At 41.6% G+C, this 20,586-nt stretch carries 19 protein-coding genes, 1 tRNA gene and 1 pseudogene; 18 read left to right on the top strand and 3 right to left on the bottom strand.

Annotated elements, in window-relative coordinates; genetic code table 11:
- Positions 1 to 18 precede the first annotated feature (18 nt).
- The 12 genes from PAN07_RS00720 (at position 19) to PAN07_RS00665 (ending at position 13,572) form a co-directional block, all read left to right on the top strand.
- Entirely contained in the window at positions 19 to 675 is a 657-nt protein-coding gene (locus PAN07_RS00720) for an MmcQ/YjbR family DNA-binding protein (RefSeq protein WP_269796707.1), read from the top strand.
- A 313-nt stretch (positions 676 to 988) separates the two neighbouring features.
- Positions 989 to 2,551 (top strand): 2-isopropylmalate synthase, encoded by a 1,563-nt coding sequence (locus PAN07_RS00715; protein ID WP_261150278.1) that lies wholly within the window; start codon positions 989 to 991, stop codon positions 2,549 to 2,551.
- A gap of 11 nt (positions 2,552 to 2,562) precedes the next feature.
- Positions 2,563 to 3,600, top strand: a complete 1,038-nt coding sequence (gene leuB, locus PAN07_RS00710) for a 3-isopropylmalate dehydrogenase (protein WP_269796706.1) — start codon at positions 2,563 to 2,565, stop codon at positions 3,598 to 3,600.
- Entirely contained in the window at positions 3,597 to 3,866 is a 270-nt protein-coding gene (locus tag PAN07_RS00705) for a DUF1294 domain-containing protein (RefSeq protein ID WP_124787366.1), read from the top strand. The genes leuB and PAN07_RS00705 overlap by 4 nt, the downstream gene beginning before the upstream one ends.
- A gap of 3 nt (positions 3,867 to 3,869) precedes the next feature.
- Complete coding sequence (gene leuC / locus PAN07_RS00700) at positions 3,870 to 5,252, top strand: 3-isopropylmalate dehydratase large subunit (protein ID WP_269796705.1); 1,383 nt, start codon at positions 3,870 to 3,872, stop codon at positions 5,250 to 5,252.
- A gap of 9 nt (positions 5,253 to 5,261) precedes the next feature.
- On the top strand, positions 5,262 to 5,855 hold the full coding sequence (gene leuD, locus PAN07_RS00695) for a 3-isopropylmalate dehydratase small subunit (protein WP_269796704.1): 594 nt from the start codon (positions 5,262 to 5,264) through the stop codon (positions 5,853 to 5,855).
- A gap of 27 nt (positions 5,856 to 5,882) precedes the next feature.
- Complete coding sequence (locus tag PAN07_RS00690; RefSeq protein WP_223330561.1) at positions 5,883 to 6,662, top strand: Sua5/YciO/YrdC/YwlC family protein; 780 nt, start codon at positions 5,883 to 5,885, stop codon at positions 6,660 to 6,662.
- Positions 6,663 to 6,860: 198 nt separating this feature from the next.
- Positions 6,861 to 7,847, top strand: coding sequence for a GMP reductase (locus PAN07_RS00685; protein WP_000931164.1), 987 nt, complete (start codon positions 6,861 to 6,863; stop codon positions 7,845 to 7,847).
- A 66-nt stretch (positions 7,848 to 7,913) separates the two neighbouring features.
- Positions 7,914 to 7,985 (top strand) — tRNA-Arg (locus PAN07_RS00680).
- Between the two features lie 288 nt (positions 7,986 to 8,273).
- Positions 8,274 to 8,972 carry a ribonuclease III gene (gene rnc / locus PAN07_RS00675; RefSeq protein ID WP_120718712.1) on the top strand — a complete coding sequence of 233 codons (699 nt, stop codon included), beginning with the start codon at positions 8,274 to 8,276 and terminating at the stop codon, positions 8,970 to 8,972.
- Positions 8,963 to 12,502: a chromosome segregation protein SMC gene (gene smc / locus PAN07_RS00670; protein WP_269796703.1), complete on the top strand. Its 3,540-nt coding sequence runs from the start codon at positions 8,963 to 8,965 to the stop codon at positions 12,500 to 12,502. The genes rnc and smc overlap by 10 nt, the downstream gene beginning before the upstream one ends.
- 143 nt (positions 12,503 to 12,645) lie before the next feature.
- Entirely contained in the window at positions 12,646 to 13,572 is a 927-nt protein-coding gene (locus tag PAN07_RS00665) for a bifunctional riboflavin kinase/FAD synthetase (protein WP_084863365.1), read from the top strand.
- 83 nt (positions 13,573 to 13,655) lie between these two features.
- Here PAN07_RS00665 and PAN07_RS00660 read toward each other — a convergent pair whose 3' ends face one another.
- Genes PAN07_RS00660 through PAN07_RS00650 form a run of 3 tightly spaced genes read right to left on the bottom strand, consistent with a single transcriptional unit; the run spans position 13,656 to position 15,505 of the window.
- Positions 13,656 to 14,471, bottom strand: a complete 816-nt coding sequence (locus PAN07_RS00660) for a TIGR03943 family protein (RefSeq protein ID WP_084863367.1) — start codon at positions 14,469 to 14,471, stop codon at positions 13,656 to 13,658.
- Complete coding sequence (locus PAN07_RS00655) at positions 14,468 to 15,373, bottom strand: permease (protein ID WP_020901433.1); 906 nt, start codon at positions 15,371 to 15,373, stop codon at positions 14,468 to 14,470. Before PAN07_RS00655 ends, PAN07_RS00660 begins: the two co-directional genes overlap by 4 nt.
- A complete protein-coding gene (locus PAN07_RS00650; RefSeq protein WP_004234728.1) occupies positions 15,374 to 15,505 on the bottom strand; it encodes an SPJ_0845 family protein in 132 nt (43 codons plus the stop codon).
- Between the two features lie 150 nt (positions 15,506 to 15,655).
- On the opposite strand from PAN07_RS00650, the gene PAN07_RS00645 reads away from it, so the two are divergent.
- From PAN07_RS00645 to PAN07_RS00625, 6 genes and pseudogenes are all read left to right on the top strand, one after another.
- A complete protein-coding gene (locus PAN07_RS00645; RefSeq protein WP_084863369.1) occupies positions 15,656 to 16,036 on the top strand; it encodes a PBECR2 nuclease fold domain-containing protein in 381 nt (126 codons plus the stop codon).
- Positions 16,037 to 16,370: 334 nt separating this feature from the next.
- Positions 16,371 to 16,453: pseudogene (locus tag PAN07_RS17430) on the top strand (acetyl transferase); the annotation flags it as partial.
- A 103-nt stretch (positions 16,454 to 16,556) separates the two neighbouring features.
- Entirely contained in the window at positions 16,557 to 18,686 is a 2,130-nt protein-coding gene (locus PAN07_RS00640) for a Tex family protein (protein ID WP_020901432.1), read from the top strand.
- Positions 18,673 to 19,122, top strand: coding sequence for a SprT family protein (locus PAN07_RS00635; RefSeq protein ID WP_020901431.1), 450 nt, complete (start codon positions 18,673 to 18,675; stop codon positions 19,120 to 19,122). Before PAN07_RS00640 ends, PAN07_RS00635 begins: the two co-directional genes overlap by 14 nt.
- Positions 19,123 to 19,180: 58 nt before the next feature.
- Positions 19,181 to 19,453 carry a PspC domain-containing protein gene (locus tag PAN07_RS00630; RefSeq protein WP_020901430.1) on the top strand — a complete coding sequence of 91 codons (273 nt, stop codon included), beginning with the start codon at positions 19,181 to 19,183 and terminating at the stop codon, positions 19,451 to 19,453.
- 374 nt (positions 19,454 to 19,827) lie between these two features.
- Positions 19,828 to 20,586, top strand: a complete 759-nt coding sequence (locus PAN07_RS00625) for an ABC transporter ATP-binding protein (protein WP_000173372.1) — start codon at positions 19,828 to 19,830, stop codon at positions 20,584 to 20,586.

Raw genomic sequence — 20,586 nt, 5'->3', positions numbered from 1 at the left:
GGGTAGCAGTTTTCACTTATGTTTGAAATTTTTAAATCCTATCAGTTTAATCAAGAAAAGGCTCATGATTATGGTTTTGTAGAAAATGGTGGAGTGTGGATCTATAGTTGCCAAATTTTGCAGGGTGACTTTGTCATGACTGTGTCCATCACTACTGATAATGTGAGTTTTCAAGTCTTTGACCAGGAGACTGGTGACCTCTATCCTCAAGTTCATATGGAAAGTTTTAAAGGAAGTTTTGTTGCAAGTGTCCGTGAGGCTTGTTTGGAGATTCTCTACCAGATTCGGAAGGCTTGTTTTGAGGTACAGGATTTTATCTATCCTCAGACTAAGCGTACCATGTTTCAGGTTCAGGAAAAGTATGGAAATCAGTTGGAGTATTTGTGGGAGAAATCGCCTGATACAGCAGTGTTAAGACACGAAGAAAATAAAAAGTGGTATGCCGTCTTGATGAAAATCTCTTGGGATAAGCTGGAAAAGGGCAGAGAAGGACAGGTGGAAGCAGTCAACCTCAAACATGACCAAGTAGCTGACTTACTTTCAAAAAACGGCATTTATCCAGCTTTTCATATGAATAAACGTTACTGGATTAGTGTGGCGCTTGATGATACTTTATCAGATGAAGAAGTACTGGAATTGATAGAAAGAAGCTGGAATTTAACCACTAAAAAATGAAACATTTCAATATTTTTCAAGAACTTTCAATTAGCAAAATATTCTCTACTGAAGAAATTTTCAGAAAATATTGGATTTTTTCTTGACAAGTACTTTTGCCTATGCTAAAATACTAAACAAGATATCAAACGAAGGAGAAAGTCAAACATGAAAGCAGCTAAGTTTAATCAATTCGCTTTGTTGTTGAGGTACTCGGGCTAGTGCAAAAAGCATTAGTCCTGTTTGGCTTACCAAGCGGGAGTGAATCAACATCTCGCTTGGGTTTCTGAGCGAGATGTTTTTTTAAAACCACATTTGGAAAAGGGGAAATCTTATGAGAACAGTTGAATTTCTAGATACCAGCCTTCGGGATGGAGAACAGACACCGGGTGTTAACTTTTCAATCAAGGAAAAAATTGCCATTGCAAGACAGCTGGAGAAATGGGGCATTTCAGCCATCGAAGCTGGTTTTCCAGCGGCTAGTCCAGACTCATTTACGGCAGTTCAGGAGATTGCTAAGACCTTGAAGAAAACGGCAGTGACTGGTTTGGCCCGCTCTGTCAAGTCTGATATTGATGCTTGTTACGAAGCCCTCAAGGATGCCAAATATCCACAGGTTCACGTCTTTATCGCTACTAGTCCCATTCACCGCAAGTATAAGCTCAATAAGAGCAAGGAAGAGATTCTAGAAGCTATTAAGGAGCATGTCTCTTATGCACGTTCCAAGTTTGAGGTTGTCGAATTCTCTCCTGAGGATGCGACCAGAACAGAGTTGGATTTCCTCTTACAAGTCGTTCAAACAGCGGTTGATGCAGGTGCGACTTATATCAATATTCCTGATACGGTAGGATTTACCACACCAGAAGAGTATGGTGCTATCTTCAAATACTTGATTGAGAATGTTAAGACAGATCGTCAGATTATCTATTCACCTCACTGTCACGATGACCTTGGGATGGCAGTAGCTAATAGCCTTGCTGCTGTCAAGAACGGAGCAGGACGTGTCGAAGGAACCATCAATGGTATTGGGGAGCGAGCTGGAAATGCTGCTTTGGAAGAAATTGCAGTAGCCCTCAATATTCGCCAAGATTACTATCAAGCAGAAACTAGTATTGTTTTAAATGAAACCATCAATACGTCAGAAATGGTTTCTCGCTTCTCTGGTATTCCAGTTCCTAAAAACAAGGCTGTAGTTGGTGGCAATGCCTTCTCTCACGAATCTGGTATTCACCAAGACGGAGTCCTTAAAAATCCTCTTACTTATGAGATCATCACCCCTGAATTGGTCGGTGTCAAGAGTAACAGCCTCCCACTTGGAAAATTGTCAGGTCGCCATGCCTTTGTTGAAAAACTAAGAGAACTGGCCTTAGACTTTACAGAAGAGGATATCAAACCACTCTTTGCTAAGTTCAAGGCATTGGCCGACAAGAAACAAGAAATCACAGATGCAGATATTCGTGCTCTGGTAGCTGGAACCATGGTTGAAAATCCAGAAGGCTTCCACTTTGATGATTTACAACTTCAAACTCATGCAGATAATGACATTGAAGCACTCGTTAGCCTAGCCAATATGGATGGTGAGAAAGTTGATTTCAATGCGTCAGGGCAAGGTTCTGTTGAAGCAATCTTTAACGCTATCGATAAGTTCTTTAACCAATCCGTCCGCTTGGTGTCCTATACTATTGACGCTGTGACAGATGGAATTGATGCCCAAGCTCGGGTTTTGGTCACTGTTGAAAACAGAGATACAGAAACCATCTTTAATGCAGCAGGGCTTGATTTCGATGTACTGAAAGCATCTGCTATTGCCTACATCAATGCTAATACCTTTGTTCAAAAAGAGAATGCTGGTGAGATGGGACGCAGTGTTTCCTATCGTGATATGCCTAGTGTGTAAAGGAGAAAGCTATGACAAAGAAAATAGTAGTTCTGGCAGGGGATGGAATCGGCCCAGAAATCATGGATGCTGGGTTAGAGGTTCTGGAAGCTATAGCTAAAAAAACAGGCTTTGACTATGAAATAGACAAACGACCTTTTGGAGGTGCAGGAATTGATGCAGCAGGCCATCCTTTACCTAGTGAAACCCTCAAAGCATGTAGAGAAGCAGATGCCATTCTCCTAGCGGCTATCGGTAGTCCTCAGTATGATGGAGTAGAGGTCCGGCCCGAACAAGGCTTGCTGGCTCTCCGTAAGGAACTAAATCTCTATGCTAATATTCGCCCTGTTAAGATTTTTGAGAGTCTCAAGCATTTGTCACCACTAAAACCAGAACGAATTGCTGGTGTAGATTTTGTCGTTGTGCGGGAGTTGACAGGCGGGATTTACTTTGGGGATCATATCCTTGAAGAGCGGAAAGCGCGTGATATCAACGAATACAGCTATGAAGAAATAGAGCGGATTATTCGTAAGGCATTTGAAATTGCAAGAAATCGCAGAAAAATCGTTACTAGTATCGATAAGCAAAATGTTCTAGCGACTTCAAAACTCTGGCGGAAAGTAGCTGAGAAGGTCGCACAGGATTTCCTAGATGTGACCTTGGAACACCAGCTGGTAGACTCAGCTGCCATGCTCATGATTACCAATCCTGCCAAGTTTGATGTCATCGTGACGGAGAATCTTTTTGGAGATATTTTATCTGATGAATCAAGCGTCCTATCTGGTACACTTGGGGTCATGCCATCAGCCAGTCATTCTGAAAATGGACCAAGTCTTTATGAACCTATTCACGGTTCAGCGCCTGATATTGCAGGTCAAGGAATTGCCAATCCTATTTCCATGATTTTATCAGTTGCCATGATGTTGAGAAATAGTTTCGGACGTTATGAGGATGCAGAGCGTATCGAGCGTGCTGTTGAGGCAAGTTTAGCAGCTGGAATTTTAACGAGAGATATAGGAGGACAGGCTTCGACCAAGGAAATGACGGAAGCTATTATCGCAAGGTTATGAAGTTAGACGAAAAAATTACTCTAGTCCTTTTGATTTGGAATGTCATGGTTTTCTTGATTTATGGTATTGACAAATCCAAGGCAAGGAGAAGAGCTTGGCGCATCCCTGAGAAAATCTTACTTATTTTATCCTTTACTTGTGGTGGTTTTGGTGCCTGGCTAGCAGGAATCATCTTTCACCACAAGACTCGAAAATGGTATTTTAAAACAGTTTGGTTTCTCGGGATGGTGTCCACACTAGTAGCCTTATATTTTATTTGGAGGTAATGGATGGCAGGAAAATCGATTTTTGATAAATTATGGAACCGTCATGTCGTCACAGGAGAAGAGGGGCAGCCGCAACTCATGTATGTGGATCAGCACTATATCCACGAAGTGACCAGCCCTCAGGCTTTTCAAGGACTACGAGATGCAGGACGCAGATTGAGACGACCAGACTTGACATTTGGAACCTTTGACCACAATGTCCCGACGGTCAATATCTACGATATTCGAGATGTCATTTCCAAGGCGCAAATTGATAAGCTAGCTGAAAATGTTGAGGAGTTTGGGATTGAACATGCGGCCCATGGTTCTGAAAAACAAGGAATTGTTCACATGGTTGGACCAGAAACTGGAAGAACTCAACCAGGAAAATTCATCGTTTGTGGGGACAGCCATACGGCAACCCACGGAGCTTTCGGAGCAATCGCCTTTGGAATTGGGACCAGTGAAGTTGAGCATGTTTTTGCTACTCAAACCCTCTGGCAAGTCAAACCCAAGAAAATGTTGGTAGAATTCACTGGTATTCCTCAAAAAGGAGTTTATTCCAAGGATTTCATTCTCGCCTTAATTGCTAAATACGGCGTTGCTTGTGGTGTTGGTTATGTTGTGGAATATCGTGGACAGGCTATTGATGCACTGAGCATGGAAGAGCGAATGACCATCTGCAATATGTCCATCGAGTTTGGATCTAAGATGGGAATCATGAACCCGGATCAAACCACCTATGATTATCTTAAGGGACGGGAATGTGTTCCAGAGGACTTCGAAGAGGCTGTGGCGGATTGGAAAACAATTGTCAGTGATGATGATGCCGTTTACGATAAGGTTATCCGGATGGATGTCTCAGACCTAGCTCCTATGGTTACCTGGGGAACCAATCCTGCTATGGGTGTTGACTTTGACAGTAGCTTCCCAGAAATTAAGGACATGAATGATGAGAGAGCCTACAATTATATGGATTTGGAACCAGGTCAAAAGCCAGCAGATATTGAACTAGGCTATATCTTTATCGGTTCATGTACCAATGCTCGTCTCAGCGATTTACAGCTGGCTGCGCGATTTGTCAAAGGAAAGCAAATTGCTCCTAATTTAACGGCTATCGTGGTTCCAGGATCTCGTCCTGTCAAACGAGCTGCTGAGAAGTTGGGCTTAGATAAGGTTTTCCTAGATGCTGGCTTTGAATGGAGAGACCCAGGTTGCTCCATGTGTCTAGGGATGAATCCTGACAAGGTACCTGATGGTGTCCACTGTGCTTCAACCAGCAATCGGAACTTTGAGGACAGACAAGGATTTGGCGCTAAGACCCATCTCTGCAGTCCAGCCATGGCAGCTGCGGCAGCTATCGCAGGGCGATTCGTAGATGTTCGGCAAATGCCAGAAGCTCAGTAAGGAGAGGATATGGAGAAATTTACAGTTTATACGGGAACGACTGTTCCTCTCATGAATGATAACATTGACACCGACCAAATCCTACCCAAGCAGTTTCTAAAGTTGATTGACAAAAAAGGTTTTGGTAAGTATCTCATGTATGCTTGGCGTTATTTGGATGACAAGTATACTGAGGATCCTGACTTTGTCTTTAACCGGCCTGAATACCGTAAAGCAACTATCCTCATCTCAGGGGATAACTTTGGGGCAGGGTCTTCGAGGGAACATGCAGCTTGGGCTCTAGCAGACTATGGTTTTAAAGTTGTGATTGCAGGGTCTTTTGGTGATATTCATTACAATAATGAACTCAATAATGGCATGTTGCCTATTGTACAGCCCAGAGAGGTTAGAGAGAAACTGGCCCAGCTAAAACCAAGTGACCAGGTAACTGTGGACTTGGATCAACAAAAAATCATCTCACCAGTTGGAGAATTCACTTTTGAAATCGATAGTGAATGGAAACACAAGCTCTTAAATGGTTTGGATGATATCGGTATTACTTTGCAGTATGAAGATTTGATTGCTGCTTATGAAAAACAACGACCAGCATACTGGCAGGATTAGAAGAAAAATAGAAAAGGAAATAGAACTATGACAAAACACATTCAATGGAACGGAACACTTTCACAAGAAGGCTATGACATTTTAAAAGGTGAGGGCGGATGTATCGTTTGCCCTACAAAAGTTGGTTACATCATCATGACTAGCGATAAGGCTGGTCTTGAACGTAAGTTTGAAGCCAAAGAACGTAACCGTAACAAACCAGGTGTGGTTCTCTGTGGTAGCATGGATGAACTTCGCACTTTAGCACAACTCAACCCAGAAATTGAAGCCTTTTACCAAAAACATTGGGACGAAGATATTCTCCTTGGCTGTATCCTTCCTTGGAAACCAGAAGCTTTTGAAAAACTCAAAGCATACGGTGATGGCCGAGAAGAACTTATGACAGACGTTCGTGGCACTAGCTGTTTTGTCATCAAGTTTGGTAAAGCTGGTGAACAGTTGGCTGCTAAACTTTGGGAAGAAGGTAAAATGGTCTATGCCTCATCAGCCAACCCATCTGGAAAAGGAAACCGTGGTAAAGTAGATGGTATTGGAGAACGTATCGAAGGGGCAGTGGACCTTGTCATTGAGGCAGATGACTACGTTGCTTCTATCCAGCCTGACAAAACGATTGAAACTCGCTATGAGCAAGGTGTGATGGTCTCTATGGTTGATAAAGACGGCAAACTCATCCCAGAACAAGGAGGAGCTCGTTCAACATCACCAGCACCAGTTGTAATCCGTAAAGGGCTTGACATTGATAAAATCATGATGCACCTGTCAGACACCTTTAACTCATGGGACTACCGTCAGGGGGAGTATTATTAGAATGTAGAAGAAGTGGGGAGAAAACAATTTCCCCTCTTTTTTCTATTTACGCAAGAAAAATCCGAACATTATATTTTAATTTATAAAATTATTTGACAAAATCTGTACTTTGATTTATAATTAATTAAGGAAACGTCGGAAAAGGCGTAGAGATGCGCAAGCATAGGTAGGTCATTACAAAAGAAACGAGACATCGATATGTTAAATGAATTTCCAATTTTTGATTACGAAGATATTCAATTGATTCCAAATAAATGTGTCATTAAAAGCCGTGCAGAAGCAGATACAAGTGTCACTCTAGGAAATCACACCTTTAAACTACCTGTTGTGCCAGCGAATATGCAGACGATTTTGGATGAAAATGTAGCAGAGCAACTAGCTAAAGGTGGTTACTTCTACATTATGCACCGTTTTGATGAGGCAGGACGCATTCCTTTTATTAAACGCATGCACGATCAAGGCCTTATTGCTTCTATCTCCGTCGGTGTTAAGGACTATGAGTATGATTTTGTTAGCCAGCTCAAGGCTGATGCTCCTGAGTACATCACGATTGATATTGCTCACGGTCATGCGGATAGCGTGATTTCTATGATTCAACACATCAAGAAAGAATTGCCAGATACCTTTGTCATTGCTGGAAATGTGGGAACACCAGAAGCCGTGCGTGAACTTGAAAATGCTGGAGCAGATGCTACGAAGGTTGGAATCGGTCCTGGTAAGGTTTGTATCACCAAGGTCAAGACTGGTTTTGGTACAGGTGGTTGGCAGTTAGCTGCTTTACGCTGGTGTGCTAAGGCTGCACGTAAACCTATTATCGCTGATGGTGGAATTCGTACTCATGGTGATATTGCCAAGTCTATCCGCTTTGGTGCCAGCATGGTCATGATTGGTTCTCTCTTTGCAGGACACATCGAAAGTCCAGGGAAAACAATCGAAGTTGATGGTGAACAGTTCAAAGAATACTACGGTTCAGCTTCACAATATCAAAAAGGTGCTTATAAAAACGTCGAAGGAAAACGCATCTTGCTTCCTGCCAAAGGTCACCTGCAAGACACTTTAACTGAGATGGAACAAGACCTTCAAAGTGCTATTTCTTATGCAGGTGGACGTCAGGTTGCTGACCTTAAACACGTTGATTATGTTATCGTTAAAAACTCCATCTGGAATGGGGATGCGTCCCACTAAGACGGGCTACCTCACTAGAAAAAAACTTGTTATTAGAGCAAATTTTTGTTATAATAAAACAAGTTTCCACCCTTAGTGTAATGGATATCACGTAAGATTCCGGTTCTTGAGATGGGGGTTCGATTCCCTCAGGGTGGATGTAAACATCCTAAAAAAGCCTTTAATAGGGCTTTTTCTTTATCCTGCCTCAAATTTGCCCCTAATACTCTTCGAAAATCAAGTTCAAACCACGTCAGCGTCGCCTTACCGTACTCAAGTACAGCCTACGGCTAGCTTCCTAGTTTGCTTTTTGATTTTCATTGAGTATAAAACTGAAAATCTTATTTTAAAGAATGCCTAAATCCCCTCCAGTCCCGTTTTAAAGTGACTCAGGGGGCTTTTTTTGATATAATAAAAAGGACTGTTATCAGTTAGAAAGAGGTTGGTATGAAAGAATTACAAACTGTACTAAAGAATCATTTTGCAATCGAATTTGCAGACAGAAATTTATTGGAAACTGCCTTTACTCATACGAGTTATGCCAATGAGCACCGCCTCTTAAAAATTTCACACAATGAACGCTTGGAATTTTTAGGAGACGCTGTTCTACAGTTATTGATTTCAGAATATCTGTATAAAAAATATCCTAAAAAACCTGAGGGTGACTTGTCTAAACTCCGTGCCATGATTGTCCGCGAGGAGAGTTTGGCTGGTTTTGCGCGTGATTGCCAGTTTGATCAATTTATCAAGCTGGGTAAGGGGGAAGAAAAATCGGGTGGTCGCAATCGTGATACCATTCTTGGTGATGCCTTTGAAGCCTTTCTCGGTGCCCTCCTTTTGGACAAGGATGTGGCCAAGGTCAAGGAATTTATTTATCAAGTCATGATTCCTAAGGTTGAAGCAGGCGAGTTTGAGATGATTACAGATTACAAAACCCATCTCCAAGAGTTACTTCAGGTCAATGGGGATGTGGCTATTCGTTATCAGGTAATTTCTGAAACGGGTCCTGCTCACGATAAGATCTTTGATGTAGAAGTTCTGGTTGAAGGCAAGAGCATCGGTCAAGGTCAAGGTCGTTCTAAGAAATTAGCAGAGCAGGAAGCTGCCAAAAATGCCGTCGAGAAAGGGCTGGATTCATGTATTTAAAGGAAATCGAAATTCAGGGATTCAAGTCTTTTGCAGATAAGACCAAGGTTGTCTTTGACCAAGGTGTGACGGCAGTCGTTGGACCCAATGGATCTGGAAAGTCGAATATTACAGAAAGTCTGCGTTGGGCCTTGGGGGAGTCAAGTGTTAAGAGTCTCCGTGGCGGCAAGATGCCGGATGTCATTTTTGCTGGAACTGAAAGTCGCAAACCGCTCAATTATGCTTCTGTAGTTGTGACTCTGGATAATAATGACGGATTTATCAAGGACGCAGGTCAAGAAATCAGGGTAGAACGCCATATCTATCGTAGCGGAGATAGCGAATATAAGATTGACGGCAAGAAAGTTCGTCTGCGTGATATTCATGATCTTTTCTTGGATACAGGTTTGGGACGAGATTCTTTTTCTATCATTTCACAAGGCAAGGTTGAGGAGATTTTCAACTCCAAGCCTGAAGAACGCCGTGCCATTTTTGAAGAGGCTGCTGGGGTTTTAAAATACAAGACTCGCAGAAAAGAAACAGAGAGTAAACTGCAACAAACTCAGGATAATCTAGACCGCTTAGAGGACATTATCTACGAGTTGGATAATCAAATCAAGCCTCTTGAGAAGCAAGCTGAGAATGCCCGTAAGTTTTTAGACTTGGAAGGTCAACGCAAGGCTATTTATTTAGACGTGCTCGTTGCTCAAATCAAGGAAAATAAGGCTGAACTAGAGTCGACAGAAGAAGAGTTGGCACAGGTTCAGGAACTCTTGATGAGCTATTACCAAAAGCGTGAAAAATTAGAAGAAGAAAATCAGAATCTCAAGAAGCAACGTCAAGATTTACAGGCTGAGATGGCCAAAGACCAGGGCAGTTTGATGGATTTGACCAGTCTAATTAGTGATTTAGAGAGAAAATTAGCCTTATCGAAACTGGAATCTGAGCAAGTAGCTCTGAATCAACAGGAAGCACAAGCACGTTTGGTTACTTTGGAAGATAAGAGAAAGGTTCTAAGTAAGGAAAAGGCTGAAAAAGAAGAGAACTTGGCACAATTAGAACACAATCTAATCCAAAATAATCAAAAACTCAATCGTTTAGAAGCTGAATTACTAGCTTTTTCAGATGATCCTGATCAGATGATTGAGCTCTTACGTGAACGCTTTGTGGCGCTTTTACAGGAAGAAGCGGATGTCTCAAACCAACTGACACGCATCGAGAATGAGTTGGAAAATAGTCGTCAGCTTTCTCAAAAACAAGCAGACCAACTAGAAAAGCTCAAAGAACAACTGGCTTCAGCTAAAGAGAAGGCTAGTCAGCAAGAGGCTGAGCTTGAAACTGCCAAGGAGCAGGTTCGGAAATTATTGGCTGACTATCAAGCTATTGCCAAGGAGCAAGAAGAGCAGAAAACTTCCTATCAAGTTCAACAAAGTCAACTCTTTGACCGTCTGGACAGTCTTAAAAACAAGCAGGCCAGAGCTCAAAGTTTGGAAAATATCCTGAGAAATCATAGCAACTTTTACGCGGGTGTTAAGAGTGTTCTCCAAGAAAAAGACCGCCTTGGTGGGATTATTGGTGCAGTTAGTGAACACCTGACCTTTGATGTTCATTATCAAACTGCTCTAGAGATTGCGCTTGGAGCCAGCAGTCAGCATATCATCGTGGAAGATGAAAACGCGGCAACCAAGGCTATTGATTTCCTTAAACGAAATAGAGCCGGTCGTGCGACATTCCTTCCGTTGACGACTATCAAGGCGCGTACGATTTCTAGCCAGAATCAAGATGCTATCGCTGCAAGTCCGGGATTTCTGGGCATGGCAGATGAGTTGGTGACCTTTGATAAGAGACTAGAAGCTATTTTCAAGAACTTGCTAGCTACGACGGCTATTTTTGATACTGTAGAACACGCGCGTGCAGCTGCTCGACAAGTTCATTACCAGGTCCGTATGGTGATATTGGATGGGACAGAGCTGCGTACAGGTGGTTCCTATGCAGGTGGAGCTAATCGCCAGAACAACAGTATCTTCATCAAGCCAGAACTGGAACAATTACAAAAAGAAATTGCTGAAGAAGAAGCAAGCTTGCGTACAGATGAAGCGAGTTTGAAGGCCTTGCAAGATGAGATGGCTAGATTGACAGAAAGATTAGAAGCCATCAAATCTCAGGGAGAACAGGCCCGTATTCAGGAGCAAGGCTTGTCGCTCGCTTATCAGCAGACCAGTCAGCAAGTTGAAGAACTGGAAACTCTTTGGAAACTCCAAGAAGAAGAATTAAATCGTCTTTCTGAGGGAGATTGGCAAACGGATAAGGAAAAATGCCAAGAGCGCCTTACTACTATCGCCAGTGAAAAGCAAAATCTGGAAGCTGAGATTGAAGAGATTAAGTCTAACAAAAACGCCATCCAAGAACGCTATCAGAACTTGCAAGAACAGGTAGCGCAAGCTCGCTTGCTTAAGACAGAACTGCAAGGGCAAAAACGTTATGAACTAGCTGATATTGAGCGCTTAGGCAAGGAATTGGACAATTTAGATATCGAACAAGAGGAAATCCAGCGCCTTCTTCAAGAAAAAGTTGACAATCTTGAAAAGGTTGATACGGAGCTTCTAGCCCAGCAGGCCGAAGAATCCAAAACTCAGAAAACAAACCTCCAACAAGGTTTGATTCGCAAGCAGTTTGAATTGGATGATATAGAAGGTCAGCTGGATGATATTGCCAGTCATTTGGAACAGGCCCGCCAGCAGAATGAAGAGTGGATTCGCAAGCAAACTCGTGCTGAAGCAAAGAAAGAAAAGGTTAGCGAGCGCTTGCGCCATCTACAAAGTCAATTAACAGACCAGTATCAGATTAGCTATACTGAAGCTCTAGAAAAGGCACATGAACTTGAAAACCTCAATCTGGCAGAGCAAGAGGTTAAAGATTTAGAGAAGGCTATTCGCTCACTAGGTCCTGTCAATATAGAAGCTATTGACCAGTACGAAGAAGTACACAACCGTCTGGATTTCCTAAATAGTCAACGAGATGATATTTTGTCAGCGAAAAATCTGCTCCTTGAGACCATTACAGAGATGAATGATGAGGTTAAGGAACGCTTTAAATCAACCTTTGAAGCTATTCGTCAGTCCTTTAAAGTGACCTTTAAGCAGATGTTTGGAGGAGGTCAGGCGGATCTCATTTTGACTGAAGGAGACTTGCTGACAGCTGGGGTTGAGATTTCTGTTCAACCACCAGGCAAGAAAATCCAGTCTCTTAATCTGATGAGTGGTGGTGAAAAAGCCTTATCAGCTCTTGCTTTGCTTTTCTCCATTATTCGTGTCAAGACCATTCCATTTGTCATCTTGGATGAGGTGGAAGCTGCGCTGGACGAAGCTAATGTTAAACGCTTTGGAGATTACCTCAATCGATTTGACAAGGACAGCCAGTTTATCGTCGTAACCCACCGTAAAGGAACCATGGCAGCGGCTGATTCCATCTATGGAGTGACCATGCAAGAGTCAGGTGTCTCAAAAATTGTTTCGGTTAAGTTAAAAGATTTGGAAGAAACAGTAGACTAGTTACCAAACGATAGCATCTCTTAGGGGATGCTATTTTTTAAAACTAACATCTTGAATGATTTTTTAAGGTCAGTTCAGGGGCAAAAAACGACATTTGGGCTTTCCTTTTAGCGAAAAGGCTTTCTCTATGATATAATAGTTTCATGATTACAACAGTACCTATAAAAAATGAAAAAGACATCGCAGTACCTGATAAAACAGTTCTTGTATTAGGCTATTTTGACGGTATTCATAAGGGACATCAGAAGCTTTTTGAAGTAGCTAGCAAGGCTTCAATGAAAGATTATCTTCCAGTTGTCGTGATGACCTTTACAGAGTCCCCTAAGCTTGCTTTGCAACCGTACCAGCCAGAATTAATGCTTCATATTGTCAGCCATGAAGAACGAGAACATAAGATGAAATGGCATGGAGTAGAGGCTCTTTTCTTACTTGACTTTAGTAGTAAATTTGCTAGTTTAACGGGTCAAGAGTTCTTTGATACCTATGTTAGAGCATTAAAACCAGCTATTATCGTAGCAGGATTCGATTACACGTTTGGTTCTGATAAGAAAACCGCAGATGATCTGAAGGACTATTTTGATGGAGAAATCATCATTGTTCCACCTGTTGAGGATGAAAAGGGGAAAATTAGTTCTACTCGTATTCGTCAAGCTATTCTTGATGGGGATGTCAGGGAAGCTGGTCATTTGCTTGGAACTCCTCTACCGTCACGTGGAATGGTTGTTCATGGTAATGCTCGTGGACGGACTATCGGTTACCCAACAGCAAACTTAGTTTTAAGAGATCGAACCTATATGCCAGCAGATGGTGTTTACGTAGTCGATATCGAAGTGCAGCGTAAAAGATACCGTGGAATGGCGAGTGTCGGGAAAAATGTTACTTTCGATGGAGAAGAGCCACGTTTTGAAGTCAATATTTTTGATTTTTCAGATGATATTTACGGTGAAACAGTTATTGTCTACTGGCTAGACCGTGTCCGTGAAATGGTCAAATTTGACTCCGTTGAAGAACTGGTAGACCAACTCCAGAAAGATGAAGAAATTGCTCGGAATTGGAAGGATGCTGAGTAGGAAATCGGAGTTTTATATAAAATTTTCCATACTTTAGATTCTTATTTCTAAATAGAAAAAGTAGCCCTTTCCAGGCTACTTTTTTAAAACACGCGATATACATATGGATTCTCTGGTTTATCGACTTTTGTAAAGCTTTCGATTTCCAAGGTTGGGAGGTTTTGTTTAAGTTCTTTATGATAGTGATTGACCAGTTTTCCTTTGGCTGTTATCCAGGTGTTATTCTCATACTGACGAGTATTTCCCTTGGTCAGCAATCCATAGACACCTGAATCTGCAATACAGTGGATAATGCCGAAGCGGAACAAAAATTGGCTATTGGCATGACTGGGGTCATTGTAGACAAAACCTGTGAACTGGACTGTCTTGCCCTCAAACTCATCTGGATAGTCGTAGATGGCTTCCATGACTTCCATATAGTTTTCATTCGTAATCTGAATGCTATCTTGGGACAAGTATTTATCCGCCGCCGTTCGCATCTCCTTTTCATAGGCTATTTTTGAAAAATAAGAACTGGTATCTGGTTTCAAATATTGGCTTGTCGTCCCTTCGCTGGTCTGAATGGCTTGATCCGTTCCTTCTGATAGCGGAAAATGATAGCCTTTAGCAGAAACGGTCTGAGAATCCAAGCTAACAGTTGGAAAAGTTAAACCAACGACAATTGGAATGGCCAGAAGAGCAATACTCGTCACCTTCGCCACTCGGCTGTTCAGATGACTGTGGGTTTTGACTTGCTTCATCCAGATATACAATTGAACAATAGCCAAGATAAAAGAAAGCACCATGGAAATATAGGCCAGATAGGAATAGTGCATGTTGATGTACTGGTTTAATTTGCCTGACAAATGGAGATAAATGGTCAATTCAAAATAGCCAGCTAAAACTAAAAATCGAATCATAGGATGACTCCAATCAAGAGAGAATAGACTAAAACAACCAGAGTTACAATCGTTATGAAGTGACTGATAAATCGTGCTTTCAAGTAATTTTTCATCATGAGAATATTTTTGATATCCAGCATTGGGCCAATCACAAGAAAGGCCAGAACTGGTGCCAAACCGAAACTTGAGAGAAGAGAAGCACCGATAAAAGCATCCGCCTCACTACAGAGCGAAAGAAGAAAGGCCAGAATCATCAAGAGTAGGATGGCAAAAAGAGGGGTTGCACTGATAGAAGTTAAAATGCGTGTCGGAACGTAGACCTGTATAACAGAGGCAAAGAGACAGCCAAATACCAAGTAACGTCCCGTATCAAAAAATTCATCAATGGCCTGCACAAAGACCTGAAAAATCTTTTTTGCAGAGCTTAAGTGAGAAAAATCGTGCTCATGACAAGCTAGACGATTTTCTTTTTGAATCGGTTCTTTCCAGAAAAATCCTAGAAAAATCCCAAGTATCACAGCTACAAGAATGGAACCAAGAGCTCGTAACAGGGCGACATGGAAGGAGTTGCCAAAGGCAGAATAGGTTGCAAAGAGGACAATAGGATTAATAACAGGTGCTGTTACGAGAAAGGGAACAGCCGTGTAACTGGGGACCTTCTTTTCCAGAAAACGATTGATAATGGGGACGATTCCACATTCACAAGAAGGGAAAAGTATCCCAACGAAGGTCCCAAAAAAGATTCTCCCCCAACGATTGCGAGGGAGAAAATGATAAACTTTTTCAGGTGTGATATAAACCTCAATCAGTCCTGAAACAATACTTCCGATCAGAACGAATGGTAGGGCTTCAATGATTATAGAGAGAAAAATAGCCCCAGTCTGAAGCACACTAGATGGGAGTTGTTGGAAAGCAGTCATCTAGTTTTTCTTTTCTGCTTTGGCTTTTTTCTCTTTGTCATCAGGGAAAGTGACTTGTTTCAAATCAGGGAGTTTCGCAAACTCTTCAAACATCTTGTCCAAGTCGTCCGTTTTTGTAAATTTTACAGCCATAGGTGTACCTCGATTCTAAATTCTACCTCTATTATACTATTATTTTGAGGAAAAGGGAAAAGTTAAAATTGAGTATCTAAGGAATAATAGAGCTTGATATATCCTGATATATGGTTGTGATATAATAGTTATGAAGTAACGGAGGAAATTATGAATCACGAAAAAATCGGTCAGGTTACCGACGAAGTAAAAGAAATTTTTAATATTATTATTGAAGCGAGTGATATCAAGGTTAACAAAGAAGGTTTAAGAAGTCATATGTTGAAACGGCATCATAATGATGTGATTCATCATATCGAAGATCTGGAACTTATACTAGATAATCCAGATTTCGTTGGGGTCAATCCACGAGAGAAAGATGCTAGTTTTGAATATGTTAAAAGATTTGATGATAATGTTCTTGTTGCCATCAAGTTACATAAAAGTGGTGATTTCTTTTATGTTCCGACCATGTATCGTTTACAAGATTACAAGTTACAAAGTCGTATTAAGTCTGGTAGATTGAGAAAACTTGACAAAAAAAGTAGATAGTGCTAGAATAATATTAACGAAAGACATTTGAGGGCAGAAAGGTTCCTGCCGCACCTTGAAAAAGGTATCTGAGATGCTGGGTACACCGACCAGCCAAGTGTCCGTTATTTCAAAGGAGGGAGCTTAAATGCTCCTTTTTTATTTAAAATTTCAAAAAAGATTATCCCCTCCGAAGGCTCAGGCTTGCGATTTTTTATTTGCTCTGAAAATTGATTCGTTAATTTCAACAAATAGCTTTATAAAGCGTTTTGTAAAAAATAAAAACAGTGAAATTACTCATAGATTCTTTTGTAATCTAGTAGAATTCTAAATTGAAACCTTCTCAACTATACGGGTCCCAGAACTGGCTATTATGTCTGATCCATTAAATACTTTTGATGTCATGGGGTGGTTAAAAAAGGAGGTAATGCTCTCTAAGTACAAGTTATTGCACTATAGAATATAAATCTATTCCCCACATATTGTTTTTAAATATTGTAAGAGGTAATTTGAAACGTTTAGCTTATGGTATAATAGATTTATGGATAAAAAATATGAAAAAATCTCCCAAGATTTGGGAGTGACGTTAAAGCAAATTGATACCGTTCTAAGTTTGACAGCTGAAGGGGCGACTATTCCCTTTATCGCGCGTTATCGCAAGGACATGACTGGTAGTCTAGATGAGGTGGCGATTAAGGCCATTATTGACTTGGATAAAAGTCTGACCAATCTCAACGACCGTAAGGAAGCTGTTTTAGCTAAGATTCAAGAGCAAGGCAAGCTGACCAAGGAGTTGGAAGAAGCTATCTTAGCTGCCGAAAAATTAGCAGACGTAGAAGAACTCTACCTTCCTTACAAGGAAAAGCGTCGAACCAAGGCAACCATTGCCCGTGAAGCCGGACTCTTCCCGCTTGCTCGCTTGATTTTGCAGAATGTAGCTGGCCTAGAGAAAGAGGCAGAGAAGTTTGTCTGTGAAGGATTTGCGACTGGGAAGGAAGCCTTGGCTGGTGCAGTTGATATCTTGGTCGAAGCCTTATCGGAAGATGTCAATTTACGTGCTATGACTTATCAGGAAGTGCTGAGACACTCTAAACTCACTTCTCAAGTCAAGGATGAAAGTCTTGATGAAAAGCAGGTTTTTCAAATTTACTATGATTTTTCTGAGACGGTTGGAAATATGCAAGGTTATCGTACCTTAGCCCTCAATCGTGGGGAGAAGCTAGGTGTCTTGAAGGTCGGTTTTGAACATGCAACGGACCGTATTCTTGCATTCTTTGCTGCTCGTTTCAAGGTAAAAAATACCTATATTGATGAAGTTGTTCAACAGTCAGTTAAGAAAAAAGTTTTGCCTGCTATCGAGCGCCGTATTCGGACAGAATTAACTGAAAAGGCAGAAGAGGGAGCTATTCAACTCTTTTCTGACAATCTGCGCAATCTCCTCTTAGTTGCTCCGCTGAAAGGGCGCGTGGTTCTAGGATTTGACCCTGCCTTTCGTACAGGTGCCAAGCTAGCTGTCGTAGATGCAACAGGAAAAATGCTGACAACTCAGGTCATTTATCCTGTCAAACCAGCATCAGTTCGTCAAATAGAAGAAGCTAAGAAAGATTTGGCAGACTTGATTGGTCAATACAGTGTAGAAATTATTGCCATTGGAAATGGGACGGCCAGTCGTGAAAGTGAAGCCTTTGTGGCGGAAGTTCTTAAAGATTTCCCTGAAGTCAGCTATGTTATCGTTAATGAAAGTGGTGCTTCTGTCTATTCTGCTAGCGAACTTGCTCGTCAGGAGTTTCCAGACTTGACCGTTGAAAAACGCTCTGCCATTTCTATCGCCCGTCGTTTGCAAGATCCTCTTGCGGAATTGGTTAAAATCGATCCTAAGTCAATCGGCGTTGGTCAGTACCAGCATGATGTCAGCCAGAAGAAACTGTCTGAAAGTCTGGACTTTGTTGTCGATACAGTGGTTAACCAAGTCGGTGTCAATGTCAATACAGCCAGCCCAGCTCTTCTTTCCCATGTCGCTGGACTTAATAAAACTATTTCTGAAAATATTGTCAAATACCGTGAGGAAGAGGGAAAAATCACTTCACGCGCCCAAATCAAGAAAGTTCCTCGTCTGGGGGCCAAGGCATTTGAGCAGTCTGCTGGTTTCCTCCGTATCCCTGAAAGTAGCAATATCCTTGATAATACAGGAGTTCACCCAGAAAATTACGCTGCCGTTAAGGAACTTTTCAAACGTTTGGACATTACAGACTTGAATGAAGAAGCCCAAAGCAAACTCAAGTCCCTTTCAGTCAAGGAAATGGCGCAAGAACTAGAACTTGGTCCAGAAACCCTTAAAGATATCATTGCTGACCTTCTCAAACCAGGTCGAGATTTCCGTGATTCCTTTGACGCACCTGTGCTTCGCCAAGATGTCCTAGATATCAAGGATCTAGTGGTTGGTCAGAAGCTAGAGGGTGTGGTGCGTAATGTAGTTGACTTTGGTGCCTTCGTTGACATTGGAATTCACGAAGACGGTCTAATTCATATTTCCCATATGAGTCGGAAGTTTATCAAGCATCCCAGCCAAGTGGTATCCGTTGGTGATTTGGTAACGGTTTGGGTCAAGAAAATTGATACTGAACGTGAAAAAGTCAATCTGTCGCTTCTCGCTCCAAATGAAACTGACTGATTACGTTAAGCAGGTTTCACTAGAAGACTTCGGCAGACCTTTTATCCATCATGTTCAGTGGAATAGGCGTCTACGTTCGACAGGTGGGCGATTTTTCCCCAAAGATGGGCATTTGGATTTTAATCCCAAGGTTTATCAGGAACTGGGTCTGGATGTTTTTAGGAAAATTGTTCGCCATGAACTCTGTCACTATCACCTCTATTTTCAAGGGAAGGGCTATCAACACAAGGATAGGGATTTTAAGGAACTGTTGAAAGCAGTGGATGGATTACGCTTTGTACCCTCCTTGACAAATAGCCACTCCAAACCACTCAAACTTTATCGTTGTCAATTCTGCAAGCAAAGGTATCATCGCAAGAGAAGGATTGATACTGTACGCTATCGCTGTGGAGTTTGTAGAGGTAAATTGCTACTAATAAATCAGCCTGAGGACTGATGAAAGCCGAGCCTACCCGTGATATACTGTGTCTAACCTAGTAGAAAGAGGAAAAATCATGAACAGTAAATTTTATAAAATGAGACGAAATCGCATGATTTCAGGAGTTCTGGCAGGTCTGTCAGACAAGTGGAATTTTGATGTAACCCTAGTCCGCTTTCTCTTTGCTATTTTTACCGTGGCAAATTTTGGAATTGGTGTGATTATTTACATCATTCTTGCCTCTATCTTACCAACCAAGGAAGACATAGAAGCCGAAATGTACGGAACAGGACCACGCAAACGCAAGGAAGCCCAAGCCATTGAAGAAAATGATGGATGGTTTTGGTGAGGTAGAAACAGTTATTTTACTGTTAGTCTATGAATTCGACTAATCTATTTTAACATTTCTTGAACCCTTGTATCCGCAAGGGTTTTCTTCTTGCTTTCTTTTTATGGTAAAATATTTTTAATAAAATATCTACATTTCCCCCCAATCTTACAAAAATGTAAGATTAAAGTCTCTTTTGTAAGGTTAGGTTATGGCAAGCAGTCTTTTTTTGATGTAAACTAGACTCATAAAGAACAAAGGAGTAACATCATGAAACAAATCTTACATAAGAAAACTAGAAAACCAAGTCACAAAGAAATCGAGCGTGTTCAGCTGGGATGCGCTATGATGCAAGCAACATTTCATTTGATGGGATATTAAGAAAGGAGATTCTCATGACACTTTTAGATGTAAAACACGTTCAAAAAATTTATAAAACTCGTTTTCAGGGCAACCAAGTAGAAGCCCTCAAGGATATTCACTTTACCGTCGAAAAGGGTGACTACGTTGCCATCATGGGTGAGTCTGGTTCTGGTAAATCAACTTTGCTCAATATTCTAGCTATGCTGGATAAACCAACTCGTGGTCAGGTTTACTTGAATGGAACTGACACCGCAACCATTAAAAATTCACAGGCTTCTAGCTTCCGTCGTGAAAAGCTGGGATTTGTCTTCCAAGACTTTAATTTGTTAGATACTCTCTCTGTAAAAGATAATATCTTGCTTCCCCTTGTCTTGTCAAGAAGACCCATTACGGAGATGATGAAGAAATTGGTGGTGACAGCTGAGAATCTGGGAATTAACCAATTGCAAGAGAAGTACCCTTACGAGATTTCAGGTGGGCAAAAACAGCGTGTAGCAGTAGCCCGCGCCATCATCACAGAACCTGAAATTCTCCTTGCGGACGAGCCAACAGGTGCCCTTGATTCCAAGTCCTCTGCAGCCTTACTTGATGTATTTGATGAAATCAATGAGCGCGGCCAAACCATTCTCATGGTAACCCACTCAACAGCAGCAGCTAGCAGAGCCAAGCGCGTGCTCTTTATCAAAGACGGCATTCTTTACAATCAAATCTACCGTGGAGAGAAGACAGAACGTCAGATGTTCCAAGAAATTTCTGATACCTTGACTGTCATGGCAAGCGAGGTGAATTAG

It is taken from the genome of Streptococcus sp. SM5 (genome assembly GCF_027497975.1).
This window is presented reverse-complemented; position numbering and strand designations above follow the sequence as displayed.